Here is a 21,124-nt window from a genome sequence, read left to right as displayed (position 1 = left end):
CATGGCATCGGCTGGATTTTTCCAGAAATCAGCGATGAGATGCACTGCCGCTGGCGTTAAGTCCCAGCCGCGCGAGCAGCGCCCATCACCGGGTACCACAGCTTGCCGTTCGGGCAAGATGTGCTGCGAAGCGGTCGGAAAGCCATGGAAGAACATGCTCAAGCCATCGGCGAACGCTCCGGCCTTGAAGCCGCACAAGACAGCTTTCCGGCGGCAAGCCGCACAACTTGCTGGACGCAGGATGTGCTACCCCGCACTCCCGCCGGCAGCGCATACACCGGGAGCACCAGCAAGACGACGGACCACCGGATGCAGCGCGGCGAAATGCCGACGTATGAACTGTGTCTGGCTGAAATTCAGAGTTTTCAGTACGGTCCCGCTGACGGATTAAACGTGTTACGTACGGGCAAATTGATACAGGAAGACTTGCCATGAGATTCGCATTCATCGCAGCCGCGGCGCTGACCGCAATCACGATCGCCTTGAGTCCGCCGCAGGTGGCGGAATCCGCGGCGCAGAGCCAGGAATCAGATTCCCACACAACCGACAAGGCCGAACTGCGTCAGTTCATGCGGGCGAAAATGGCGATGGTACACAAGATTGTCGATGGCATTGCGACGGAAGATTTCCGGCTGATCCGTGACGGCGGAATGGAGCTTGCCGCGCTTTCGACGTCTGCCAGATGGAAGTCGCCGAAGGATCCGTATTACCAGAACTACAGCGCGGGATTTGAGCACGCCGTCAAGCACCTGATCGACGCGGCGGATTCGGAAAGCCTCGAAAAAGTGACGTTTGCCTACATCCATGTGACGGTCTCGTGTACCGCTTGTCACCAGCATGTTCGAGGGACGGTCAGGGTCGCTCAGTGATGTCCGCGGCGAACGGAGCGCGGAGCCGACGGGCCAGATTGACATCCGGGGATTGATGAAGGTACACAGCGTTGTTGGGCAGTTACCCGATCCTGTTGTCCCCTGAATCGGAAATTCCCGTGAATGCTGAGGTTGGCGCGAGTCCCGCGAACGAAACGCCGGAACCCGCTTATGACGTTGCCGCACTGCAGTCCGTTCTCGCCGGTCCGATCAGCAAGCTGAGCCTGCTGCGGCAGTCGTTGCTGTTCGCCGAGATCGCGGACGTCGCGTATTACGACGAGGATGTGGTGGCCCGGCTGGTCGAACCTCTCGGACTGCACCTGACGATGGAGTTCTTCGATCGGGACGGGGCTCAGGCGTATCGACTGGAAAGTGATACCGACGCCGTGATCGTGTGCCGCGGCACGGAACCCGATGAAACCAACGACATGAAGGCCGACATCGACGCGGCCAAGGTGGCTGCCGAAACCGTGGGCCATGTTCATCGCGGATTCCGCCGGGAAGTGGATGATCTGTGGCCGATGATTGAAAAATCGATCAAGGCCAACAAGACCAAGACCGTCTGGTTCTGCGGACATTCGCTGGGCGGAGCGATGGCGACCATTTGCGCCGGTCGGTGTTATGTGTCGGAAATTTCGTCGATGCCCGAATCGCTGTTCACGTACGGCTCACCGCGAGTCGGCACAAAGCGATACATCAATCACTGCAACATCAAGCATATTCGCTGGGTGAACAACAACGACATCGTGCCGCGCCTGCCGCCGGCGATGTTTGGTTTCCGGCATGCGGGTCGGGAGATGTACCTGGATCGAAACGGCCGGCTGCGTGATCTTGACTACTGGGGAAAAGCGGGGGACCGTTTCCGCGGTTTCTTTCGGACTCTGACTCGCTTCCGCATCGACTGGCTGTCAGATCACCTGATGTCCGCGTATATCGCTGCGATCGCCGGCGTCGTTCAACGTGCCGAGGCAGCCGGGCATCCGGACGCGTTGCCGCCGGAGTGAGTGCCGGCGCGAAGCGAGATTTGAGATGTCAGATTTGAGATGTCAAATCGAAAATCACTCTTCTCGCGCCCGGCCTGCAGAGTGTCCTGGTATTCGTCCCGTTCCTGCCAGCGTCTGTCAGCCGCCGGTTTTGCCTGAGTCGGCCAGGTCGACGGGTCATGCATCCGGAACGGCGGGCCGGTGGCTGGCGGATTCTCCGCAGGCACCAGGTTGCTGTGGATCTGTGACTTCTGGTAACGTGGACTGCTGGAGTTGGTCTTGTCGTTTTCCCATTGAGCTGACCTGCGATGACACAGATTCGCCTGATGACAACCATACTGTTGGTGGCGGCCTTCGCCGGATCGTCCGCCTGGGCAACAGCGGGGGAAGCTGGCGACGAACCGGTCGACTTCAACCGCGATGTTCGTCCGATTTTTTCGGACGCGTGTTTCGCCTGCCACGGCCCGGACTCCGGACAGCGGCAGGCGGACCTGCGGCTGGATCTTCAGGAAGGGCTGTTTCGGTCGCAGGACGGCGTCACCGTCGTTGACGCGAAGAACGCCGCGAACAGCGAACTGCTGACCCGGATCGAGTCTGGCGACGCGGACCTGGTGATGCCGCCGCAGGGTTCCGGAAAGGCTCTGACCGCCGCTCAGAAGCAGACGATTCGCCGCTGGATTGAGCAGGGAGCCACCTGGAAAGGGCACTGGGCCTACATTCTTCCGCAGCGCCCGAAGGTTCCTGATGTCGAAGTCAGCCCGACGGCCAACGACATCGACCGCTTCATTCAGAACCGGCTCGACAGGCAGAAGCTGACACCGCTGGCCCAGGCGGATCCCGTCACACTGGTTCGACGGCTGAGCTTTGATCTGACGGGCCTGCCGCCAACTCCGGAGCAGGTCGCCGCGTTTGCGGCGACTCCGACGCCGGAAGCGTGGCAGGCACTGATCGACGAACTGCTTTCGTCGCATCACTACGGCGAACGCATGACGGAACTTTGGCTGGATCAGGTTCGTTACGCCGACACGAACGGAATTCACGGCGACAACCACCGCGAAGTCTGGATGTATCGGGACTACGTCATCGATGCTTTCAACAGCAACATGCCGTTCGATCGGTTCACGATTGAACAGCTCGCGGGCGACCTGCTGCCGGAACCGAGCGACGAACAGAAGATCGCGTCCGGCTACAACCGGCTGCTGATGACGACTCGCGAAGGCGGGGCTCAGCCGAAGGAATATCTGGCGAAGTATTCCGCCGACCGAGTCCGCAATGCGGCGTCGGTCTGGCTGGGAGCGACGATGGCGTGCTGCGAATGCCACGACCACAAATACGACCCGTATTCTCTGCGCGACTTCTATCAGTTCGCGGCGTTCTTCGCGGACATCATGGACGTGCCGGTGGGAATCCAGCCGGCCACAAAGATGCCGTCGCGAACTCAGCAGCAGCAGCTTTCCAAACTGGATCAGAAGATCGCTCAACTGCAGACAACGCTGGATACGCAGACGGAAGAACTGGATTCCGCACTGAACTCGTGGGTCGCCGAACAGCAGCAGAAGCTTCGCACGTCGCCGAAGATCTGGCACGTTCAGCATCCGGCCGCAGTCATGTCGACCGGCGGACAGGTCACGCAGATTCTGGAAGATCATTCCGTGCTGACATCCGGTGACAACCCGAAGCAGGATACTTATGAAGTGGTTCTGCCGGTTGTCGCCGACCAGCCGCAGCGCATGACCGGCATCCGGCTGGAAACCCTGCGACACGATTCGATGACGAACAAGTCGCTCAGCCGCGTGAACGGTAACTTCGTGCTGTCGGAGATTTCCGTTCGAATCGCAAACACGGAAGGAACATCGGCCGTAGAAGCCAGCGTTCCCGTCAGCGACGCCGTTGCCAGCTACGAACAGGATGGCTGGCCGGTCCGGAACGCTCTGGACGGTAAACCGGACACCGGATGGGCAGTGGACGGACACCTTCATAACGACGCCGATCGTACGGCCGTATTCCAGTTCGAAAAGCCGGCGGAGCTGGCTGCAGGTCAGCGGCTGATCGTGACACTGCAGCAGACATCCGTTGACTATCACAACATCGGTCGGTTTCGGATCAGTACCACCGCAGCGGCAACTCCGGGACTCAACGACAACGGCCTGGGCCTTCCGCCGGACCTGCTGGCAGCCGTTGAAGCCTGGCCGTCCGTCAGCGACGACCAGCGTTCGGCCGTGGCAACGCACTTCCGATCCGTGACGCCTCTGCTGGCCGACGCGCGCAGCTCACTGTCAGAAACGAAAACCGCGCGGGAAACGCTGGATAAGTGCATTCCCGAAATGCTGGTGACTCGCACGCAGACGCCGCGAGAAATTCGTGTGCTGGCTCGCGGCAACTGGATGGACGACAGCGGAGACCTGGTCGAACCGGCGGTTCCGCATTTCCTTCAGCAACTGAACACGGCATCGCGTGGCAGTCGCATGGATCTGGCAGAATGGCTGGTGTCCGACGACAACCCGCTGGTGGCTCGCGTGTTCGTCAATCGGCTGTGGCAGCAGTTGTTCGGCAGGGGAATCGTCAAATCGGCGGACGACTTCGGTTCGCAGGGTTCCTGGCCCACTCACCCGGATCTGCTGGACTGGCTGGCCGTGGAGTTTCGCGAAAGCGGGTGGGATATCCGGCACATGATCCGGCTGATTGTGAGTTCGGATGCGTACCGGCGTTCTTCCGTCTTTGATGAACAGCTTGTCGCCGCCGATCCGTTCAACAACTGGCTGGCTCGGCAGTCGCGATATCGGCTGGAAGCGGAGTCGATTCGCGACATGGCGCTGCAGGTTTCCGGGCTGCTGGTCGATCAGGTCGGCGGACCATCGGTCAAACCGTATCAGCCGGCCGGTTACTGGGCTCACCTGAATTTCCCGACTCGCGAATGGGAGGCTGACACGGGAGCCAAACAATACCGCCGCGGACTTTACACATACTGGTGCCGCACGTTTCTGCATCCGGCAATGAAGTCGTTCGACGCGCCGACTCGCGAAGAATGCACGGTCGAGCGTTCTCGCAGCAACAACAGCCTGCAGGCTCTGGTCCTGCTGAATGACCCGACGTTCGTTGAAGCCGCGCGGGCACTCGCTCAGCGCGTGCTGGTCGAAGGCAGAGACTCGGACGAGTCGCGGCTTGACCGGATGTATCGCCTGTGCCTGTCGCGGGCAGCTCGGCCGGAAGAGGTCTCTGTGCTGCTGGAACTGCTGGACAGTCAGCGAACCGTGTTCGCCGCATCCGGTGAGTCCGTGTCGGGATTCCTGACGGTCGGCCAGAAATCGATCGACCGCACCGTCGATCAGCAGCAGCTTGCGGCGTGGACCGCGGTCGCTCGCACTGTGCTGAATTTGCATGAAACGATCACGCGCCCATGATTCTGGCCGTCGATATCGGCAACACGCGCGCGAAGTTCGGACTGTTTCGATCGGCCGTCGGCAGAGTTCCTCAGGTCATGCAGATTTCGGCGTGCCCGTTGGCGGAAACGGCAACCCTGGAGGTTGCGCTGGCTGACTGGCTGGCGGCTGACGGGAACGAGCCGGTCACAAACTGCGTCCTTGCCGGATCGAATCCCCCCGTGCGCGACCTGTTACGTCAGGCGTGGCCGCTGCCCGGTCTGCCGCCGACCGTCATCGAAGACTTCCGCGACGTGCCGCTGGCGGTGGATGTAGACGAGCCGGCAAAACTGGGCATCGATCGACTGCTCAGCGCATTCGCCGTGAAAATGTCGGATCCATCAGAGCGGCCCGCGGTCATTGTCGATTCCGGCACGGCCACCACCGTCGATCTGCTGACGTCGGACGGCGTGTTTCGAGGCGGCAGTATCCTGCCGGGACTGCGACTTTCGGCGTATGCTCTGCACGACTACACCGCTCGGCTGCCGCTGATTGATACCGACGCGCGGCTGACCACGGAACCTTCTGTGCCGGGCCGCAATACCGATGAAGCCATCTGCGCCGGGTTGTTCTGGGGGCAACTGGGAGCCGTGCGGGAACTTGTGTCGCGGCTGTCTCAGGCAGCGGCGGAGCGATTTCACGAAGTTCGTCCGCCGAGAGTTGTCATTTCCGGCGGCGGCGGACGGCAACTGATGCCCCATTTCCCAAACGCCACCTTCATCGACAGCCTCGCGCTGCACGGACTGGCACTGACGGCGAACGCTGAAGAATGAGTCATGAACGATTGACCGGTGCAGGATCAGACTCCAGCCATCGAACCCCGAACTTCCTGACTTCCGCACTGAGAATATGAGATCCCCCGATGTACGACGCAATTCTGGTTTTGTCATTCGGAGGTCCGGAGGGTCCGGACGACGTGATTCCGTTTCTGGAAAACGTCCTGCGCGGAAAAAACGTTCCTCGCGAACGGCTGCTGGAAGTTGCCGGCCATTATAACCACTTCGGCGGAGTCAGCCCGATCAATCAGCAGTGCCGAGACCTGATCAGCGCGCTGCGCGCCGAACTGGATTCCGCCGGCATTTCCCTGCCCATCTATTGGGGAAACCGAAACTGGCATCCGATGCTGGCCGACACGCTGACACAAATGCACAGCGACGGAATCCGCCGAGCGCTGTGCTACATCACGTCCGGGTTCAGTTGTTATTCCGGCTGCCGGCAATACCGCGAGGACATCATTCGCGCAAAGGAAGCGGCCGACACTCCGGAACTGGAAATCCACAAGCTGAGAGTGTTCTACAACCATCCGGATTTTGTGGACGTGATCTCCCGCAACGTCCAGACGGCCATCGATCGGTTCGACAGGGATGTTCGCGGCGGCGTACAGATTGCTTTCACCGCGCACAGCATTCCCCTGACGATGTCGAGCACTTCGGACTACGAAAAACAATTGACGGAAACCTGCCGGCTGGTTTCGGAAAAGCTGAATCTGCCGGCCGATCGATGGAAGCTGGTTTACCAAAGCCGCAGCGGCCGGCCGTCGGATCCCTGGCTGGAGCCGGACATCTGCGACTATCTGCAAACGCTTGCAGATCAGTCAAAGAGGCGGGTTGTGATCTCACCGGTCGGGTTCCTGTCCGACCATATGGAAGTTCTGTTCGACCTTGACGACGAAGCTCGCCGCGCCTGCGATCGGCACGGCATCAGCATGCAGCGGGCGGCAACTCCGGGTCACGACGCTCAGTTCGTCAGGATGATTCGCAAGCTGATTCAGGAACGACTGGGAACGGCCGAGCGGGAAGCGATCGGACGATACGGCCCGAATCACGATGTCTGCCCGGAAGACTGCTGCCCTGCCCCGCCCCGACGTCCGGCGGCATCGCAGCCGGCGTGAATCGACAGAATCTTCGCAACCGGGACTCGGCTGCGGCGACAATAATGCGTCCAGCGCGGTCGGACTTTCCGGAACCGCGTCCGCGGACAGACGTCCTGCTGCACAGTGTGTCGACCAAAGCAGGACGCATTTCCCCGATCGACAAATGCGTGGAGGGTCTATGAGTACTGCCGTGAAAGAGCTGCCATGGGCGCGTATTGAAGTGGAAGGATCGAAGGGTTTTGTTCGAGTGATGCAGCGGTGGGGCTATCAATGGTCCAGCGCTCTGGGCGCGCCCGCGTGGAGGCAGGCCGAAAAGGAAGCATTTCACAACGCTATTGTGAAGCTGGTCGTCAGTCGGATCGTGAAAAAGAAACTTTCCGTGACGTCGACTCACCAGTGCCTGCTGCATCCGAAGATGGATTTAGTGTTTGACATCGGCTGGGCACTGGAAAAATACAAGCACTGGACGGTCCATGCCCGAAAGATTCCGGCGTCAAGCACTCCGACAACGCTGATCAGCCAGGTCGACTGGGCCAAACGCCTGATCCTGCTCGATAGCGCCGACGTCAATGACTACAACGTCTGCAACGCGGCGAACGCCTGCCGAAACTTCAATGCGGTGCCGCACGAATTTGTGCACACCTTTCAGGGGCCTGACGAATACAACCCCGGCGTCGCCCATCTGTCTGACACAGACAGCATTCTGAACATCGGAAATCAACTTCGGGAGCGTCATATCAAGGTGCTGCTGAAGGAATTGAACACGATGATTCCGGGGTGGACATTCACCTACTGACGCTGCTTTGGCCTCGCTACTCCGGCAATTCTCGCCGCAACGGACTTTCCCCAGATTCCCGAAACTATTAGATTTCCGACAGCGACCACCGGATGCAATTCTGTCTGCGCCGGTGATTGAGCAGAAGGGAGTCTGGTGGATGCCGTTTCAATCTCAGCGATTTATCCACGCCGCCAACGTCCGGCTGGACGTGCCCGTCAGCGTTCATTTGTCCGAGCAACTGACGGAAGATTTGCGGCACGCGCTGGAAGACGCCACGCTGACATCGTTCGACACGGTGATTGATCTTTGCATTTCGAAATCTGTCGATTACCTGCTGCTGTCCGGAAATCTGTTTGTCGAAGCCGATCGCAGCCTGCGCGCCAGACTGAAACTGCTGGAAGGATTTCGCCGCCTGCAGACGAAGAAAATTCCGGTGTTTGTGCTGACGGGAGATCTCGACCCGCCGGAAGCCTGGCGAGCCATCCCCGAACTTCCTGCCAACGTCTCGGTCTGTTACAGCAGCAATCCCGAACCAACAGTTCTGGAACGCGACGGTCGTATCATCACAACAGTCACGGCATCGATGTGGTATGGCGAAACCGACGCGTTCGGCATTCGGGTCATCAGCCGAGCGGAAGACGGGATCGAACCGTTTCGCATCGGCATCGTCAGCCGCGCGAAGTACGACGAGTCGCGGCGGATGGCGTCTCTGACGGCCGAGGAGAGCGGTGAACTGCTGCCGGCCGCCGCAACGGAAGCACTGGCAGACGACGAGAACCGTGCAACCGCCGACCGGTCCACAGACCAGGGTTCAAATAACTCGCAGCCGAAGCAGCCGCAGACTGCATCCCCGGACTCCGCGCAGTCTTCGAACCGCGCGCCGGACGCGGCTCAGAAGCCGCCGCGTCCCGGCACACAGATCACCGGCAGTTCGAAAACGCAGCCATCAGCGCCGACGTCGTGGTCGACACCTCGAACACAGGTCCGGCACGATTACGAAACCGGGTTTCGTCAATACGTCGATCAGTTGATGTCGGAAGGCTGCCTGAACTACGTGGCTCTGGGCGGCGAAATCGAACGGTCCACGATGAAACTTCGGTCGGGAATCGTTCACTGTCCCGGGACGACACAGCCGCGCAACAAGATGGAAACGGAATTCGGCGTCTGCACGCTTGTCGAAGTCCGGGCAGACGGCGAAACGACGCTGCAGGAATTCGATTCCAGTGCCGTCGACTGGAAAAACATCCGGCTGCAGGTCTCCGCCAGCGCGGAACTGAACGAACTGCTGCGCGAGATGCGGGATCTGCTGCTGGCGGAACCGGTCGACGCTTCAGACCGCATCTGGTCCGTGTGCTGGACTCTGACCGGACCATTGCCGGTGCTTCAGGAATTCCTGGAAGACGACATCGAACTGGCCGTCGCCGTCGAGCTGGAAGAACTGAAGACCGGCGGCCAGAAAGTCCGGCTGGTCCATCAGGTCAGGCTGCTGCCGGATGCCTGGGAAGTGCCGGATCCGGGCGAACTCGGCCAGCAATATGCCGACCACATCTCCGCGGAAGAACTCACTCGCGGGCTGCTGCAAAGCTATCTGGAACATTCCGATTCCCTGACGGACGGCTGGAAGCACCGGTTCGAATCACTGGTGCGCGGAGTCGACAGAGAACGCATTCTGGCTCAACTGCGGATTGATGGAGCGGAGTGGTTTGTCGAGGATCTGAACACTCTGCTGCCGGAACCGGAGCTGACAGAAGACGACGACGAAACGGACGCCGAGGCGGAAACCGACGATGAACTGGAAATGGCGGCAGTGGCCGAGGATGGAAAAAAAGCAGACGAAGAAGGGCACGCTGCAGAGGATGTAAGTTGAACAAAGTGACGCGGCGGGCGGACATGAATCTCCCCGAATCCCAAATATCGGTGTACATCGGAAGTTGAACCGAAGCCCCGAGTCCCAAGTAGACAGCGATCAGACGTGAATGAACCGGCTCCGAATTCTGTTTGCTGTAATAGTGGTTGTTGCAGGTTTGGCCGCCTACGTTGTCATTTCACCGGGAACGATTGCAAGGAAATCGGTGCACGCGAATCGTCAGACGTTCACGATCGAATTGTTCGTTCGAAATGACAGCCTGTTCTTGCGTCACCAGGCGGCTGGAGGTGGCGGCGGTGTCATGAGACTGGGAGACGCCGATATCGCAACGGATCGACCCGGCAGCATCCACCTCAATGAAGAAAGTGAATCCATTGAATGCTTACTCGGTGATCTCGTGGTTGCACGACTGTCGACGAAAACCGGAGAATTGTCGCCAACTGAAGCGTTGGCAATGCTGCAGGGCCTGAAATGACTCAGCCCGATCCCTGAGGCAGGATCCTCACATGAAAATCACTGAACTTGACATCGACCGCTTTCGCATCTGGCGAAGCCTGCTGCTGAAGTTGAATCCCGGCGGGCTGAATGTCATTTACGGTCCCAACGAAGCCGGCAAGACCACGCTGATGCAGTTCGTGCGGTCGGTGCTGTATGGATTTCAGCCGCTGTCGCAGGAACCGGCGTGGCATCGTCCGGAAGATGACGTGCCGTGGAAGGGTTCCATCCGCTGTGAACACGAAGGCCGCACGTGGCGGCTGACCCGGAAGGCTCACGACGTGACGCGCGGGTCGTTTCGGATTTCGGGCGGACCGAATGAGCTGTCGAAGAACGATTCACTGAGTCATTTGCTGGCCGACACCAGCGAAAGTGTGTTCACGGACATCTTCGCCGTCGGTGTGCGGGAACTGCAGCAGCTCTCGACGCTCGGCAGCGAACAGGTCGCCGAATACATCTACGGCCTGTCGCTGGGACCACAGGGCCGGCAGTTGCTCGACGCCCTCGCCTCGCTGAAGCAGCGGCATGCCGCGCTGTATTCGCACGAAGGCAAACAGGGCCGCGTTCCCGAACTCTTCGAACGCTACGCCCAACTGTCCGTCTCCCGGCGCAAAACGGGAGAGGACCGTGAGAAGCACGCCCGACTGACCCGTCGGCGGCAGGAGCTGGAAGCGTCGATTTCCGAACTGCAGGCTCGCGAAGGCAGCATCAACAACGAGCTGCGCGGCCTGCGGTTCATCAACAACTGCTACAAGCCGTGGAAGCAGATTCGTGATCTGCAGGAGCAGTTGAATCAGATCCCGCTGATTCACCATTCGCCGGATGCCGCGCTGGACCAGTTGGAGGCCTGCGAGCGAGACATCCAGACGCACTCGGCCCGCCGCGAAAAGCTGGCCGAACAGGCCGAACAGTTTCAGAAGCAGGCCGATCGGCTGGTGCTGGATGAAAAGTTCGAAAAAGATCGTTACGCGGTGCAGAGCCTGGTGGACCAGGCGGAATGGCTGCGGCAGCTTGATGAACAGATCCGGCAGGCTCAGGACCGCGCTTCCGACATGAAGCGGACGCTGGATCATCGGCTTTCCGAAATGGGCGAAGGCTGGGATCTGCGGCGACTGAATGCGATCGACACATCGTCCGCCTCTCATCACCAGCTGCTGCAGCATGCTCGCCGCTATCAGGACGCCATGCAGCGACGCGCGAAGCTTCGCCGGTGGAATCGCGGGCTGTCAAAGCGCAGTCAGCAGGAACTGGTCGAACTGAACAACGATCTGGAAGCGCTGGGCATCGAATCGATTCCTGACGCCATTCAGCGCGAACAGAAGCGGATGACGGAGCTCGACAATCTCGGACGGCTGCGGCTGCAGCGCGAACAACTGGGGCTGAAGATCAAGACCGTGCGATCGGTGATCAGCCGAGTCGACACCGACGACGGCATTCCCTATTGGGTCGACCGGGCCGTCACATCGATCGCCATCGTGGCGTTCGCGCTGTTTTCGTTCGGACTGCTGACGTTCGGCATGGGCGCCGAAGCGAACCGATCGCTCGGCGGAGCGCTGGCCGCGGCATCGTTCGCCTTCGCGGGCATGATGTGGTGGGGCATCCGCAACGGCCTGAGAAATCACTTCGATCGCAAGACCGGGATTCAGCTTGACGATCTGAACGACGAATCCCGCAAAGCCGAACGCGAACTGCGAGCCATTCAGGAACGAATCCAGAACATCCGCTCCAGCGGCCTGGCGGGACAGCACCTGCTGAAAGCGGACGCTCCCGGAGCCTCCGCCGCCGAACTGGTGGAATGCATCGGCGAATGTTCGCGGCACATCACGGAACTGGAAAAGCTGTCCCGTCGCCACGAACGCGCGATGGCGCGGCGCCGGCGGCTGAAGACGCTGCGCGAACGGTTCGGTTCGGCTCAGCAGGCGGTCAACGAACGTCGCCAGCAGTGGTGCCGCCTGCTGAATTCGCTGGGCATGGACGAAACCGTCAAAGTGCAGGAAGCGTTCGACTGGTGGCAGCGAATTCAGGAACTGCGGGAACTGCAGACGCAGTGGCGAAACGTGGCTCCGGAAGTGGAAGGGCTGCGGCGGATGTTCGACGGCATGCAGAAGCGCATCGAGCAGGTCGGGCAGCGGCTGTCTCCCACTTCGAAACTCAGCTACGCGCGGCCGCTGGAAGTCCTGACGGCATGGGGCCAGCAGTTGAAGACACACGAACGCGACCGCCTGGAAAAACAGCGGCTGACATCGGAAGGCAGCGAAAAATCCCGCGAAGCAACCACGGCGCTGCACGAGGTCGAAGCCGCCGAACTGCGCCGCGGTGCCGTGCTGGCTCGATCCGGAGTCCTGACAAGGGAAGAACTGCTGAAGCAGAAGGAATGGCAGCAGCGGCGCAGAGATCTGGAGCAGAAACTCACCTCGTCACGCGAAGAGCTGAACGAAGTGGCGTTCGCGGAACCGGAAATGGCCATCGTTGAAGATGACCTGATCCGGTTCGATCCGCCGCGCGGACGTGAACAGATTCTGATGCTGGAAATGGAACTGGAAGAAGTCGAGCAGAAACTGAACAGCAACCACGAGGGGCTGGGCAGTCTGAAGCACGAAATCAAGCAACTGGAAGCCGGCCGGGGTTCTCAGGCTCAGTACTTCCAGAAGGCGCAGGTCGCCACCGACATCTACCGCGCGGCGGAAGAGTGGTTCGCGCTGCAGATCGAACGCGATGTGGTCAATCGCATGAGAAGCCATTTCGAGAAGGAAAATATCTCCGGCACGCTGCGCACCGCGTCCGCTTATCTGCACCGCATTTCCTCCGGGCGTTATCACCGGATCTGGGCGCCGCTGGGCGAAGATTTCCTGTGCGTCGATGACGAATATGATCGCACGTTTCGAGTCGAACAGCTCAGCGGCGGAACGCGCGAACAGTTGTTCCTGGCGCTGCGGTTCGCGCTGGCACGGGAATTCAACCGTCGCGGAATTGAACTGCCGATGGTGATGGATGACCTGTTTGTGAACTTCGATGAAGAACGCACGGAAGCCGCCGTGGAATGCCTCATCGAACTTGCCGATGACGGCCAGCAGGTGCTGTTCTTCACGTGTCATCAGCACCTTGCGGAACTCTTTCAGAAGAAGAACGTGGAGCCGTTGTGGCTGCCCGGTCACAAAGTGGCAGTGGATATTCACAAACCGGAAGACGAAGGTGCGGCATTCCCCCGCGAATCGGGCCAGCACGCGCGGGTCGACACACCGGAAACCGAACTTGCCGAAAGCAAGACGATCCGTTCGCGCCGTCAGGGTCTGGTTCACGCCAGTGCCGATGAATTGTTCGACGAAGATTCCGCCGTCGCGTCGTAGCGGCCGGCAGACAGCGGGCTCAGAGAAAAGTTGTCCGCATTCGTAGCCACAGGCCGGCAGGCATCACAGGCGGTGTGACCGATGACGGAATACAGCGAAGTCGAGATCATCGACAACACCGAAGTGCTGACGCTGAACCTGGTCCCGGAACTGCCCGTGCGGCTGCTGAGGCTGAGCGGTCCGTGGTGCGCAGACGATTCCGGCGCCATGGCGGACGAGACGTTTCCCTACTGGGCTTTCGCGTGGGCGGCCGGTCAGGCAATGTCCCGCTACTTGCTGGACCATCCGGAACTCGTTCGCGGCAGGCGAGTCGTCGATTTCGGTGCCGGCTGCGGCCTGGCTTCCATCGCAGCGGCGAAGGGCGAAGCTTCGCGCGTGGTCGCCAGCGACATCGATCCCAATTCCGTCACCATCTGCCGGATCAACGCGAAACTGAACAACGTAACAATCGAGGCAGTCGTCGGAGACACCACCGCTCTGGACCTGACGGACTGCGACGTGTTGCTGGCCAGCGACGTCTTCTTTCACTGGGCGAAAAACAACCAGGTTCTGACGAGCGACTCAGCGCCGCCGGAAATCCTTGTCGCCATGCCGCACAAGCGGGGCTACATTCCGGAATCCGGTTTTCCAACTGAACGCCTGGAAGTGCTGGCCGAGTACGAGGCGAAGACCGTGCCCACGATTGAGCGCGCGGACATCAAACAAGTCGCCGTCTATCGCGTGACGTGACAGCCAACGGTCACTGTCCGACAACTTCCAGCATTCCCAGGGGAATGTAAAACTTGCTGTATCGCTGACCGTCGCTGTACGGCTGCCCGCGCGGATCACGAACCAGCACGGTTGCTCGCCGCGTGACGCGGTTCACAATCCCTTCCAGCCGCCGCCCTTCGAATTCGAAGTGAACGCGGCTCCCGGGGCGCAGCCCGAGTTGCTTTGCCGCGCGTTCGCGGGGAGAGACCAGTTCGTGACGATGGTCGGTATGACCGAAGAATCGTCCCGCGATCGACTGAAACGGCTGCTTCGAACAGTTGGACTTTTCCCACACCAGCATCTCGCCGAGATGCACCAGTTCGTGCTCCATGATTCGCATCAGGGCATCCAGACGATTGTGGCACCGGATGCCGGTGACCTGAATGCTTCGTTGAACATCGGCGAACGTTTCGAACAGCAGCGTCGCGGAAATTGCGATTTCGTAGCGCCGCGGAGTACCGCTATGCAGGGGCGCCCAGCGAGTCGTCTTGCCGCCGGCCCTGGTCATGCGGCGCGACAGACGGAAGCTGATCGGATCTCCGGCCAGACTTCCTCGCAGCAACCCGCTGAAGAAATACCGGTCGTACAGGTCAAACAACTGCCGGATGTCCTGCGCATGAAACCTGGTGAAGTTGGGTTCGTTCAGAAACCGGGACGTCGACAGCAGTTCGTGACGGATCCGGCTGGTTCGCAGTTGCCGTTCGTTGTCGGCGTGACGCGTCGACCCCAGCAGCTCTTCCAATTGACGATTCATTGGCACGGTGACGCAGGATTCTCCCGATGCAAAGCGCGGAAACACCGAGCCGGATGGTATCCTGTCAGGCGCATGCTGAGAATATCGAGTGCCGACGAACGCCGGTGTTGCTGCGTGACCGCGACCATGACGCCACAGCCTGACGTCCGGCATCCTCCGCCACTGAGAAGTTGAACGGCGTAACCATGAACCCGGTGAAGTCATTTCCCCGAAGCCTGCTGGTAATGGTTTTCATGCTGGCGGCGTTGTCTTTCCGGCCGCCGGCCGGCGCCGATGAATTCGACGCGGAGATCGACGCCAGCCTGAATCGTTCACTGCAGTGGCTGGCTCGCGAACAGCGGCCTTCCGGAGCGTGGCTGTCGGAACAATACGGAGAATCAACGGCGACGACTTCGCTGGCGATTCTGGCGTTCATGGCGGCCGGACACGTGCCGGACGAAGGCCCCTATGGCCGGCATCTCACGCATGGAATCAACTGGATTCTGGACCAGCAACAGCAGAACGGCTTGCTGGTCAGTGAAAAATCGATGCACGGACCTATGTATAGCCACGGCATTACCACGCTGATGCTGGCGGAAGTCTCCGGCATGGTGAATGAGATTCAGGCGGTGCCCTGTCGGCGAGCACTCGAAAAGGCGGTCAAACTGATCGTCGACGCACAAAACCATCCGCATGCACCCGAGCACGACGGCGGCTGGCGATACACTCCGACAAGCAGCGATTCCGACCTGAGCGTGACCGCATGGCAGTTGCTGGCCCTGCGCGCCGCGAAGGACATCGGCTGCGATGTTCCCAGCCGGAACATCGACCGGGCGATTGCCTACATCAAGCGGCTCAGCGTCAGTCGCGGCGGAGGATTCGGCTATATGGCGGGTCACGGAGCGACGGTGACTCGCGCGGGCACCGGTATCGTGGCTCTGGAAGTGTGTGGCGAACACCGCACCGAGGAAACGATGGCGGCCGCCAACCTGATTCTGTCGCGTCCGCTGACGATGCAGGAACACTATTTCTACTACGGCGTCTACTATTGCACCGTCGGGATGTATAAGGTTGGCGGTGAGGAATGGCAGGCGGCACGCCCCGTGCTGTATCGAACAATTCTGAATGCCCAGAATCCGGTGGGATACTGGACTCCGATTCACGGCAGCGAGAACAATGCCGGGCGAATCTATTCGACCAGCATGAGCATTCTGGCTCTGGCCATCGAATATGGTTATCTGCCGATCTATCAGCGATAACAGGTCTGCAACATGACTTCACGACGACAGTTTCTCGCGGAGGCCGGCGGCGGGGCCGGACTGCTGGCGTATTCCATACTTGCTCAGGCGGAAGATTCCTCCCGGCAGCCCGCCACGCATTTTGTTCCCAGAGCCCGGCGAGTCGTCTGGCTGTTCATGCATGGCGGGCCAAGTCACGTCGACCTGTTCGACCCCAGGCCGGCACTGACGAAGTACGCCGGGCAGCCGCTGCCGGAAAGTTTCGGACAGGTCATGACTCGCCGCGATGTGGCGCGCAATCCGCTGCTGGCGCCGATTCGGCGATTTCGGCCAAGAGGAAACTCCGGTCTGGAAATCAGCGATCTGCTGCCGCACATTTCCGAATGCGCCGACGACATCTGCGTGATTCGGTCGATGCACGGAGACAGCGTCAACCATCCGCAATCCGTGTATCAGATGAACACCGGCAGCATCCTGATGGGAAATCCCAGCGTCGGCAGTTGGGTGGCCTACGGACTGGGCTCCGAAAACCAGAACATGCCGGCGTTTGTTGTGATGCCTGATCCCGGAGGCGGACTGAAAGGTGGTCCGCCGGCGTGGGGCAGCGGATATCTGCCCGCGACTTATCAGGGAGTCACGATGCGGCCGGGAAGGACTCCGATTCTCGACCTGCAGCCTCAGCCCGGCGTTTCTCTGACGCAGCAGCAGCGCGATCTGGAATTGATTCAGCGGCTGAATCAGCGACATCTGCAGCACCGCGATTTCGATAACCGCCTGGCGGCAAGAATCAACGCCTATGAATTGGCATTTCGAATGCAGGCGGAAGCGCCGGAACTGGTCGATATCAGCGGCGAATCCCCGGACACTCTGTCACTTTACGGCATCGACGAAAAACCGACTCAGGAGTTCGGACAGCGCTGCCTGCTGGCGCGGCGAATGCTGGAAAACGGCGTTCGCTTCGTGCAGCTTTACTCCGGTGATACCAACGGCTGGGACGCTCACGGAAACGTCGAAACGAATCACACCGAATACTGCCGCCGCACTGACAAGCCGATCGCCGGACTGCTGCGGGATCTGAAGCAGCGAGGTCTGCTGGACGACACGCTGGTCATCTGGGGCGGAGAATTCGGCCGTATGCCGATGAGCGAACAGGGAAAGGGACGCGACCACAACCCGTGGGGCTACTCCGTGTGGCTGGCCGGCGCGGGAATCACCGGCGGACGGTTTTACGGATCAACCGACGACATCGGCCTGCGTGCCGCGGTCGATCGAGTCTCCGTGAACGATCTTCACGCCACGGTGCTGCATCTGATGGGACTGGACCACAGCCAACTGACCTTCTACCACAACGGTCTTGATAAGCGGCTCACTGGTCCCGGCGAAGCCCGCGTGGTTGCGGAAGTGCTTGCCTAACGAACCGATTCGTCGCGGACGACGTGCATTCGTTGCCGGGTCCACAGTGTGACCAGCATCAGTCAACCCCCTGACGGCAGCGTGTCAATGTCCGGCTGACGCGCAGGCCAGTTCCCGAAGGTTTGCCGTCAACACCGGTTGAGGACACGACCACACCAGAAAGAACATGCTTTCGCGCACAGCCTGTTCGGCGGGATGACCGGCGACGTATCCGGCTCCCTTGGTCGCGGCGAGCCACGACTGTGCCGATCGAAGTGCCAGTGAGTTGGCCTGGCGGCGCAGGCTTTCCGCAGCCGCCTCACCGTCGGGATGCTGACCCGTCGCGGCAAGCTGCAGGTCGGCCGTCAAGTGGTCGCATTCGTCCTGCAGCGGGTCAACGAATTCCGTCAGATCGGGACGCCGGACAGACTCCTCCGCAAGCTGTCTCAGTGTTCCGCACGCGGCACCGATCGCCAGGGCGGAGGTGCCCAGCGAACCCGCTCCGCCGCCGGCCCCCTGCTTCATCACGCCGGTCACCGGACCGTGCAGCACTTCGTCCTGCGAAATCCGGACGTCGTTCAGCAGCACAGCGCCGGTTTGAGAAGCGTTCAGCGCCATCAGCCTGACCGGCGGCTGAACTTCCACTCCAGCGCGATCGACGGGAATTGCCGCCAGAATCTGCCGACCATCCGTCAACTGGCCTCCCGTGACAAGCATTTGCGCGCGAGTTGCCGACGTCGCCCACGGCACGATCCCGTTCAGCACAAAGCCGGAATCGACTGGCGTCACCTGGACAGGTGGAGTCTTCACGTGCTGCCGTGACGTTGTCAGATGCGAGATGCCGACAGTTGCGAATGTCTTACCGGCGCACAGGTCCGGCAGGTATCGATGCTTTGCGGCGTCGTTTGACGAGGTCACGATTCTCTGGCAGGCCGCGTTTCTCTGAGTCAGGATGAAAGTTGTGACCAGACACGCGGATGACAGCAGTCGGAGTCCTTCCAGCATTTCGGCATCAATCAGCCCGATTCCGCCCCATTCCGCCGGCAGATTCCATTTCATCACATCGGCCTGTGCCATGGCAGCGAACCTCTCTGCCGGCCACGCTTCGACTTCGTCCGGAAACGGTTCCCGGCGCAGTTCGCGCAGAAGGGATTGAAACGACGAAGCAGCAAACAGGTCGGACATGCAAGCGGGCTCACGTAAGTTCTGCAAAACGGCGAACGCATCAGGCACGGCTATGATGCTCGGTCTCGGCGAATTCGACAAGCCGCGAACCGTTTCACAACCGGGCAATTGCAGATCGAATGGCTTTTGAGTGCATTTTTTCTGTAAGGCACAGAATGGCGGCGGCGTCCGCATTCGATGCCGCGGGCGGGGAAAACCGAGGCATGTGATCGGCAGATAAGGATTTGCCAATGCAGAGCGACACTTGCTTCACTCTCCCGTTTCAACGGGAGGGTCGCCGATCGAATGCCGTTCAGGCGTTCGATCGCGGGGAGGGCCATGCACGGGGAACTCCCGTTGCGCGGACGCCCTCCCCTCGTTTGATCGCCTGCACGGCGATCAAACTTCGACCCTCCCGTTGAAACGGGAGGGTATGTTCTGATCGGCCGCAGGCCTAAGAGTTGCGAAAAGCATCAGTGTCCGCCCCGGCCAGAATAAAACGCGTTCGCTCAAATCGCGTTCGCCAGGACATCAGGCCCAGCCGGATCGCATTCGATAACGTCCCGCGGATGGCCGCGCCTGAACGAGCAACTGCCGACGTTTCGACCTGCATAGCTTTCAATCCCTGCTGAAGGACTTGCCCTCCAGCAGGGATTTTTCATTCGAGTCCCGTGCCCCCGAATTCAAAGAAGAACACCATGCCGGACGCCTATAGTTCGCTGATTCTTCCTGACGTGCGGGTCATGGTGCAGGAAAACGATCGACACGGCCTGACGGAACTCTGCCAGTTTCTGCATCCGGCCGTTGTCGCTTCGATCCTGGAAGAACTCGAACCACGAGAAGTCTGGACCGTCCTGGATCACGCCGACCTGCGGTTGCGGGTCGAAATCTTCGAATACATCGCTCTGAAGCGACAGCAGGAGCTTGTCGAACAGCTTGATCGCCGCCGGCTGTCGGAGTTGCTGGAGGAAATGTCGGCCGACGACCGCGTCGACCTGCTTTCGCGAATGCCGCAGGAACGTGTCGAAGATCTGCTGCCGCTGATCGCTCAGGCGGAACGCAACGACATTCGCCGGCTGCTGTCGTATCCCGATCACAGCGCCGGCTCCATCATGACGACGGAATACGCGTCGCTGCCGGCCGATATTACCGTCCGCGAAGCTCTGCAGCGGTTGCGCCAGCAGGCCCCGAACAGCGAAACCATCTATTACGTCTATATTCTGAACGACAAGCGGCGACTGCTGGGACTGATCTCCCTGCGGGAACTGATTCTGGCCAAGCCGGACGCGGTGCTCAGCGACATCATGCAGCCCGATACGATCCGCATGCGAGTGGACGAGGATCGGGAACACGTGGCTCAGGAAGTCGCCCGCTACAACTTCATCGCCATGCCCATCGTCGATTCCGACGACCGGCTGGTCGGCATTGTGACTCACGACGACGCACTGGACGTTGTGCAGGAAGAAGCCACCGAAGACGCCTATCGTCAGGGAGCTGTCGAGCCGCTGCGCGACGACTACGCAGACACGCCGCTGCCCGTGATCCTGTGGAAGCGGGGAATCTGGCTGCTGCTGCTGTCATTCGTCGCGCTGATGACGGCGGGTGTTCTGAAATACTACGAACACGTGACAAGCCCCGAAGGAAGCCGAGCCGCGGACGCTCCGCCCGGCCTGACAGCCACTCTGATCGTCCTGTTTCTGCCGCTGGTCATGGCCAGCGGAGGCAACGCGGGTGCTCAGTCCGCCACGCTGTTCATTCGCATGTTCGCCCTGCAGCCGTCCGACACTGCCGTACCGGGTACTGAATTTCGCGTCGACCGCCGGCTGACACTTCGCGAACTGACCGTTGCCCTGCTGCTGGGCAGCGGTTTGGGAATCGTCGACTTTCTGTTCGTCTGGATGATGCCCGGCTATGGACTGACGCTGCGACAGGCGACAGTCGTCGGCTTCACCGTGATGCTGATCGTGTTGCTGGGAACAATCGCGGGAACAATGCTGCCTGTGCTGCTGCGAAGACTGGGCTTCGATCCGGCGATCATGTCCAACCCACTGATTGCGGCGATTGTCGATGTGCTGGGAGTGGTCATCTTCTACGAAATCGCCATGTTCCTGCTGTAACGATTCACAACTGCGGCCCGGGAAGCACGGATCGCGGCCGGGAAATTTCCGCGGAAACTCCGCCTGGAACTTTGATCCGCACAACGCTTGTGCCGTTTT

General features: G+C 60.4%; 15 protein-coding genes. 13 read left to right on the top strand and 2 right to left on the bottom strand.

All coding sequences use genetic code 11. The annotated features are described in order from the left end of the window. Positions 1–144: 144 nt before the first annotated feature. The 10 genes from R3C19_14610 (at position 145) to R3C19_14565 (ending at position 14,360) form a co-directional block, all read left to right on the top strand. Positions 145–435 (top strand): hypothetical protein, encoded by a 291-nt coding sequence (locus R3C19_14610; protein MEZ6061575.1) that lies wholly within the window; start codon positions 145–147, stop codon positions 433–435. Further along, entirely contained in the window at positions 432–869 is a 438-nt protein-coding gene (locus R3C19_14605) for a hypothetical protein (protein MEZ6061574.1), read from the top strand. Before R3C19_14610 ends, R3C19_14605 begins: the two co-directional genes overlap by 4 nt. A gap of 119 nt (positions 870–988) precedes the next feature. After that, complete coding sequence (locus R3C19_14600; GenBank protein ID MEZ6061573.1) at positions 989–1,873, top strand: lipase family protein; 885 nt, start codon at positions 989–991, stop codon at positions 1,871–1,873. Between the two features lie 287 nt (positions 1,874–2,160). Next, the gene (locus R3C19_14595) at positions 2,161–5,253 is read left to right on the top strand and encodes a PSD1 and planctomycete cytochrome C domain-containing protein (GenBank protein ID MEZ6061572.1); all 3,093 of its coding nucleotides are present in this window, start codon (positions 2,161–2,163) and stop codon (positions 5,251–5,253) included. Further along, positions 5,250–6,044 carry a type III pantothenate kinase gene (locus tag R3C19_14590; GenBank protein ID MEZ6061571.1) on the top strand — a complete coding sequence of 265 codons (795 nt, stop codon included), beginning with the start codon at positions 5,250–5,252 and terminating at the stop codon, positions 6,042–6,044. Before R3C19_14595 ends, R3C19_14590 begins: the two co-directional genes overlap by 4 nt. 89 nt (positions 6,045–6,133) lie before the next feature. Further along, complete coding sequence (locus R3C19_14585) at positions 6,134–7,162, top strand: ferrochelatase (protein MEZ6061570.1); 1,029 nt, start codon at positions 6,134–6,136, stop codon at positions 7,160–7,162. A 172-nt stretch (positions 7,163–7,334) separates the two neighbouring features. After that, positions 7,335–7,940 carry a hypothetical protein gene (locus R3C19_14580; GenBank protein MEZ6061569.1) on the top strand — a complete coding sequence of 202 codons (606 nt, stop codon included), beginning with the start codon at positions 7,335–7,337 and terminating at the stop codon, positions 7,938–7,940. A 139-nt stretch (positions 7,941–8,079) separates the two neighbouring features. After that, positions 8,080–9,789: a hypothetical protein gene (locus R3C19_14575; GenBank protein ID MEZ6061568.1), complete on the top strand. Its 1,710-nt coding sequence runs from the start codon at positions 8,080–8,082 to the stop codon at positions 9,787–9,789. Between the two features lie 506 nt (positions 9,790–10,295). Then, positions 10,296–13,631 carry an AAA family ATPase gene (locus tag R3C19_14570; GenBank protein ID MEZ6061567.1) on the top strand — a complete coding sequence of 1,112 codons (3,336 nt, stop codon included), beginning with the start codon at positions 10,296–10,298 and terminating at the stop codon, positions 13,629–13,631. Between the two features lie 81 nt (positions 13,632–13,712). Continuing rightward, entirely contained in the window at positions 13,713–14,360 is a 648-nt protein-coding gene (locus R3C19_14565; protein MEZ6061566.1) for a 50S ribosomal protein L11 methyltransferase, read from the top strand. A 10-nt stretch (positions 14,361–14,370) separates the two neighbouring features. On the opposite strand, the gene R3C19_14560 is transcribed toward R3C19_14565, so the two are convergent. Then, a complete protein-coding gene (locus R3C19_14560) occupies positions 14,371–15,135 on the bottom strand; it encodes a hypothetical protein (protein MEZ6061565.1) in 765 nt (254 codons plus the stop codon). 185 nt (positions 15,136–15,320) lie between these two features. On the opposite strand from R3C19_14560, the gene R3C19_14555 reads away from it, so the two are divergent. Together R3C19_14555 and R3C19_14550 are read left to right on the top strand one after the other, a co-directional pair. Beyond that, complete coding sequence (locus R3C19_14555) at positions 15,321–16,373, top strand: prenyltransferase/squalene oxidase repeat-containing protein (protein ID MEZ6061564.1); 1,053 nt, start codon at positions 15,321–15,323, stop codon at positions 16,371–16,373. Between the two features lie 12 nt (positions 16,374–16,385). Continuing rightward, positions 16,386–17,765 (top strand): DUF1501 domain-containing protein, encoded by a 1,380-nt coding sequence (locus R3C19_14550; protein MEZ6061563.1) that lies wholly within the window; start codon positions 16,386–16,388, stop codon positions 17,763–17,765. 84 nt (positions 17,766–17,849) lie between these two features. Here R3C19_14550 and R3C19_14545 read toward each other — a convergent pair whose 3' ends face one another. Continuing rightward, positions 17,850–18,929 carry an acyl-CoA dehydrogenase family protein gene (locus R3C19_14545; protein ID MEZ6061562.1) on the bottom strand — a complete coding sequence of 360 codons (1,080 nt, stop codon included), beginning with the start codon at positions 18,927–18,929 and terminating at the stop codon, positions 17,850–17,852. Positions 18,930–19,606: 677 nt separating this feature from the next. Here R3C19_14545 and mgtE point away from each other — a divergent pair. Further along, positions 19,607–21,025 (top strand): magnesium transporter, encoded by a 1,419-nt coding sequence (mgtE, locus tag R3C19_14540; GenBank protein ID MEZ6061561.1) that lies wholly within the window; start codon positions 19,607–19,609, stop codon positions 21,023–21,025. Positions 21,026–21,124 lie beyond the last annotated feature (99 nt).

The sequence above is a fragment of the Planctomycetaceae bacterium genome, assembly GCA_041398785.1.
Taxonomy (GTDB): domain Bacteria; phylum Planctomycetota; class Planctomycetia; order Planctomycetales; family Planctomycetaceae; genus JAWKUA01.
Note: the sequence above shows the minus strand (reverse complement) of the source record. Positions and strands in the feature narration are given on the sequence as shown.

Bases quoted from the DNA above. Each gene is read 5' to 3' on its own strand.
- R3C19_14610 (MEZ6061575.1), top strand. From the start codon at position 145: ATGGAAGAACATGCTCAAGCCATCGGCGAACGCTCCGGCCTTGAAGCC.
- R3C19_14605 (MEZ6061574.1), top strand. From the start codon at position 432: ATGAGATTCGCATTCATCGCAGCCGCGGCGCTGACCGCAATCACGATC.
- R3C19_14595 (MEZ6061572.1), top strand. From the start codon at position 2,161: ATGACACAGATTCGCCTGATGACAACCATACTGTTGGTGGCGGCCTTC.
- R3C19_14590 (MEZ6061571.1), top strand. From the start codon at position 5,250: ATGATTCTGGCCGTCGATATCGGCAACACGCGCGCGAAGTTCGGACTG.
- R3C19_14585 (MEZ6061570.1), top strand. From the start codon at position 6,134: ATGTACGACGCAATTCTGGTTTTGTCATTCGGAGGTCCGGAGGGTCCG.
- R3C19_14575 (MEZ6061568.1), top strand. From the start codon at position 8,080: ATGCCGTTTCAATCTCAGCGATTTATCCACGCCGCCAACGTCCGGCTG.
- R3C19_14570 (MEZ6061567.1), top strand. From the start codon at position 10,296: ATGAAAATCACTGAACTTGACATCGACCGCTTTCGCATCTGGCGAAGC.
- R3C19_14565 (MEZ6061566.1), top strand. From the start codon at position 13,713: ATGACGGAATACAGCGAAGTCGAGATCATCGACAACACCGAAGTGCTG.
- R3C19_14560 (MEZ6061565.1), bottom strand. From the start codon at position 15,135: ATGAATCGTCAATTGGAAGAGCTGCTGGGGTCGACGCGTCACGCCGAC.
- R3C19_14555 (MEZ6061564.1), top strand. From the start codon at position 15,321: ATGAACCCGGTGAAGTCATTTCCCCGAAGCCTGCTGGTAATGGTTTTC.
- R3C19_14550 (MEZ6061563.1), top strand. From the start codon at position 16,386: ATGACTTCACGACGACAGTTTCTCGCGGAGGCCGGCGGCGGGGCCGGA.
- R3C19_14545 (MEZ6061562.1), bottom strand. From the start codon at position 18,929: ATGTCCGACCTGTTTGCTGCTTCGTCGTTTCAATCCCTTCTGCGCGAA.
- mgtE (MEZ6061561.1), top strand. From the start codon at position 19,607: ATGCCGGACGCCTATAGTTCGCTGATTCTTCCTGACGTGCGGGTCATG.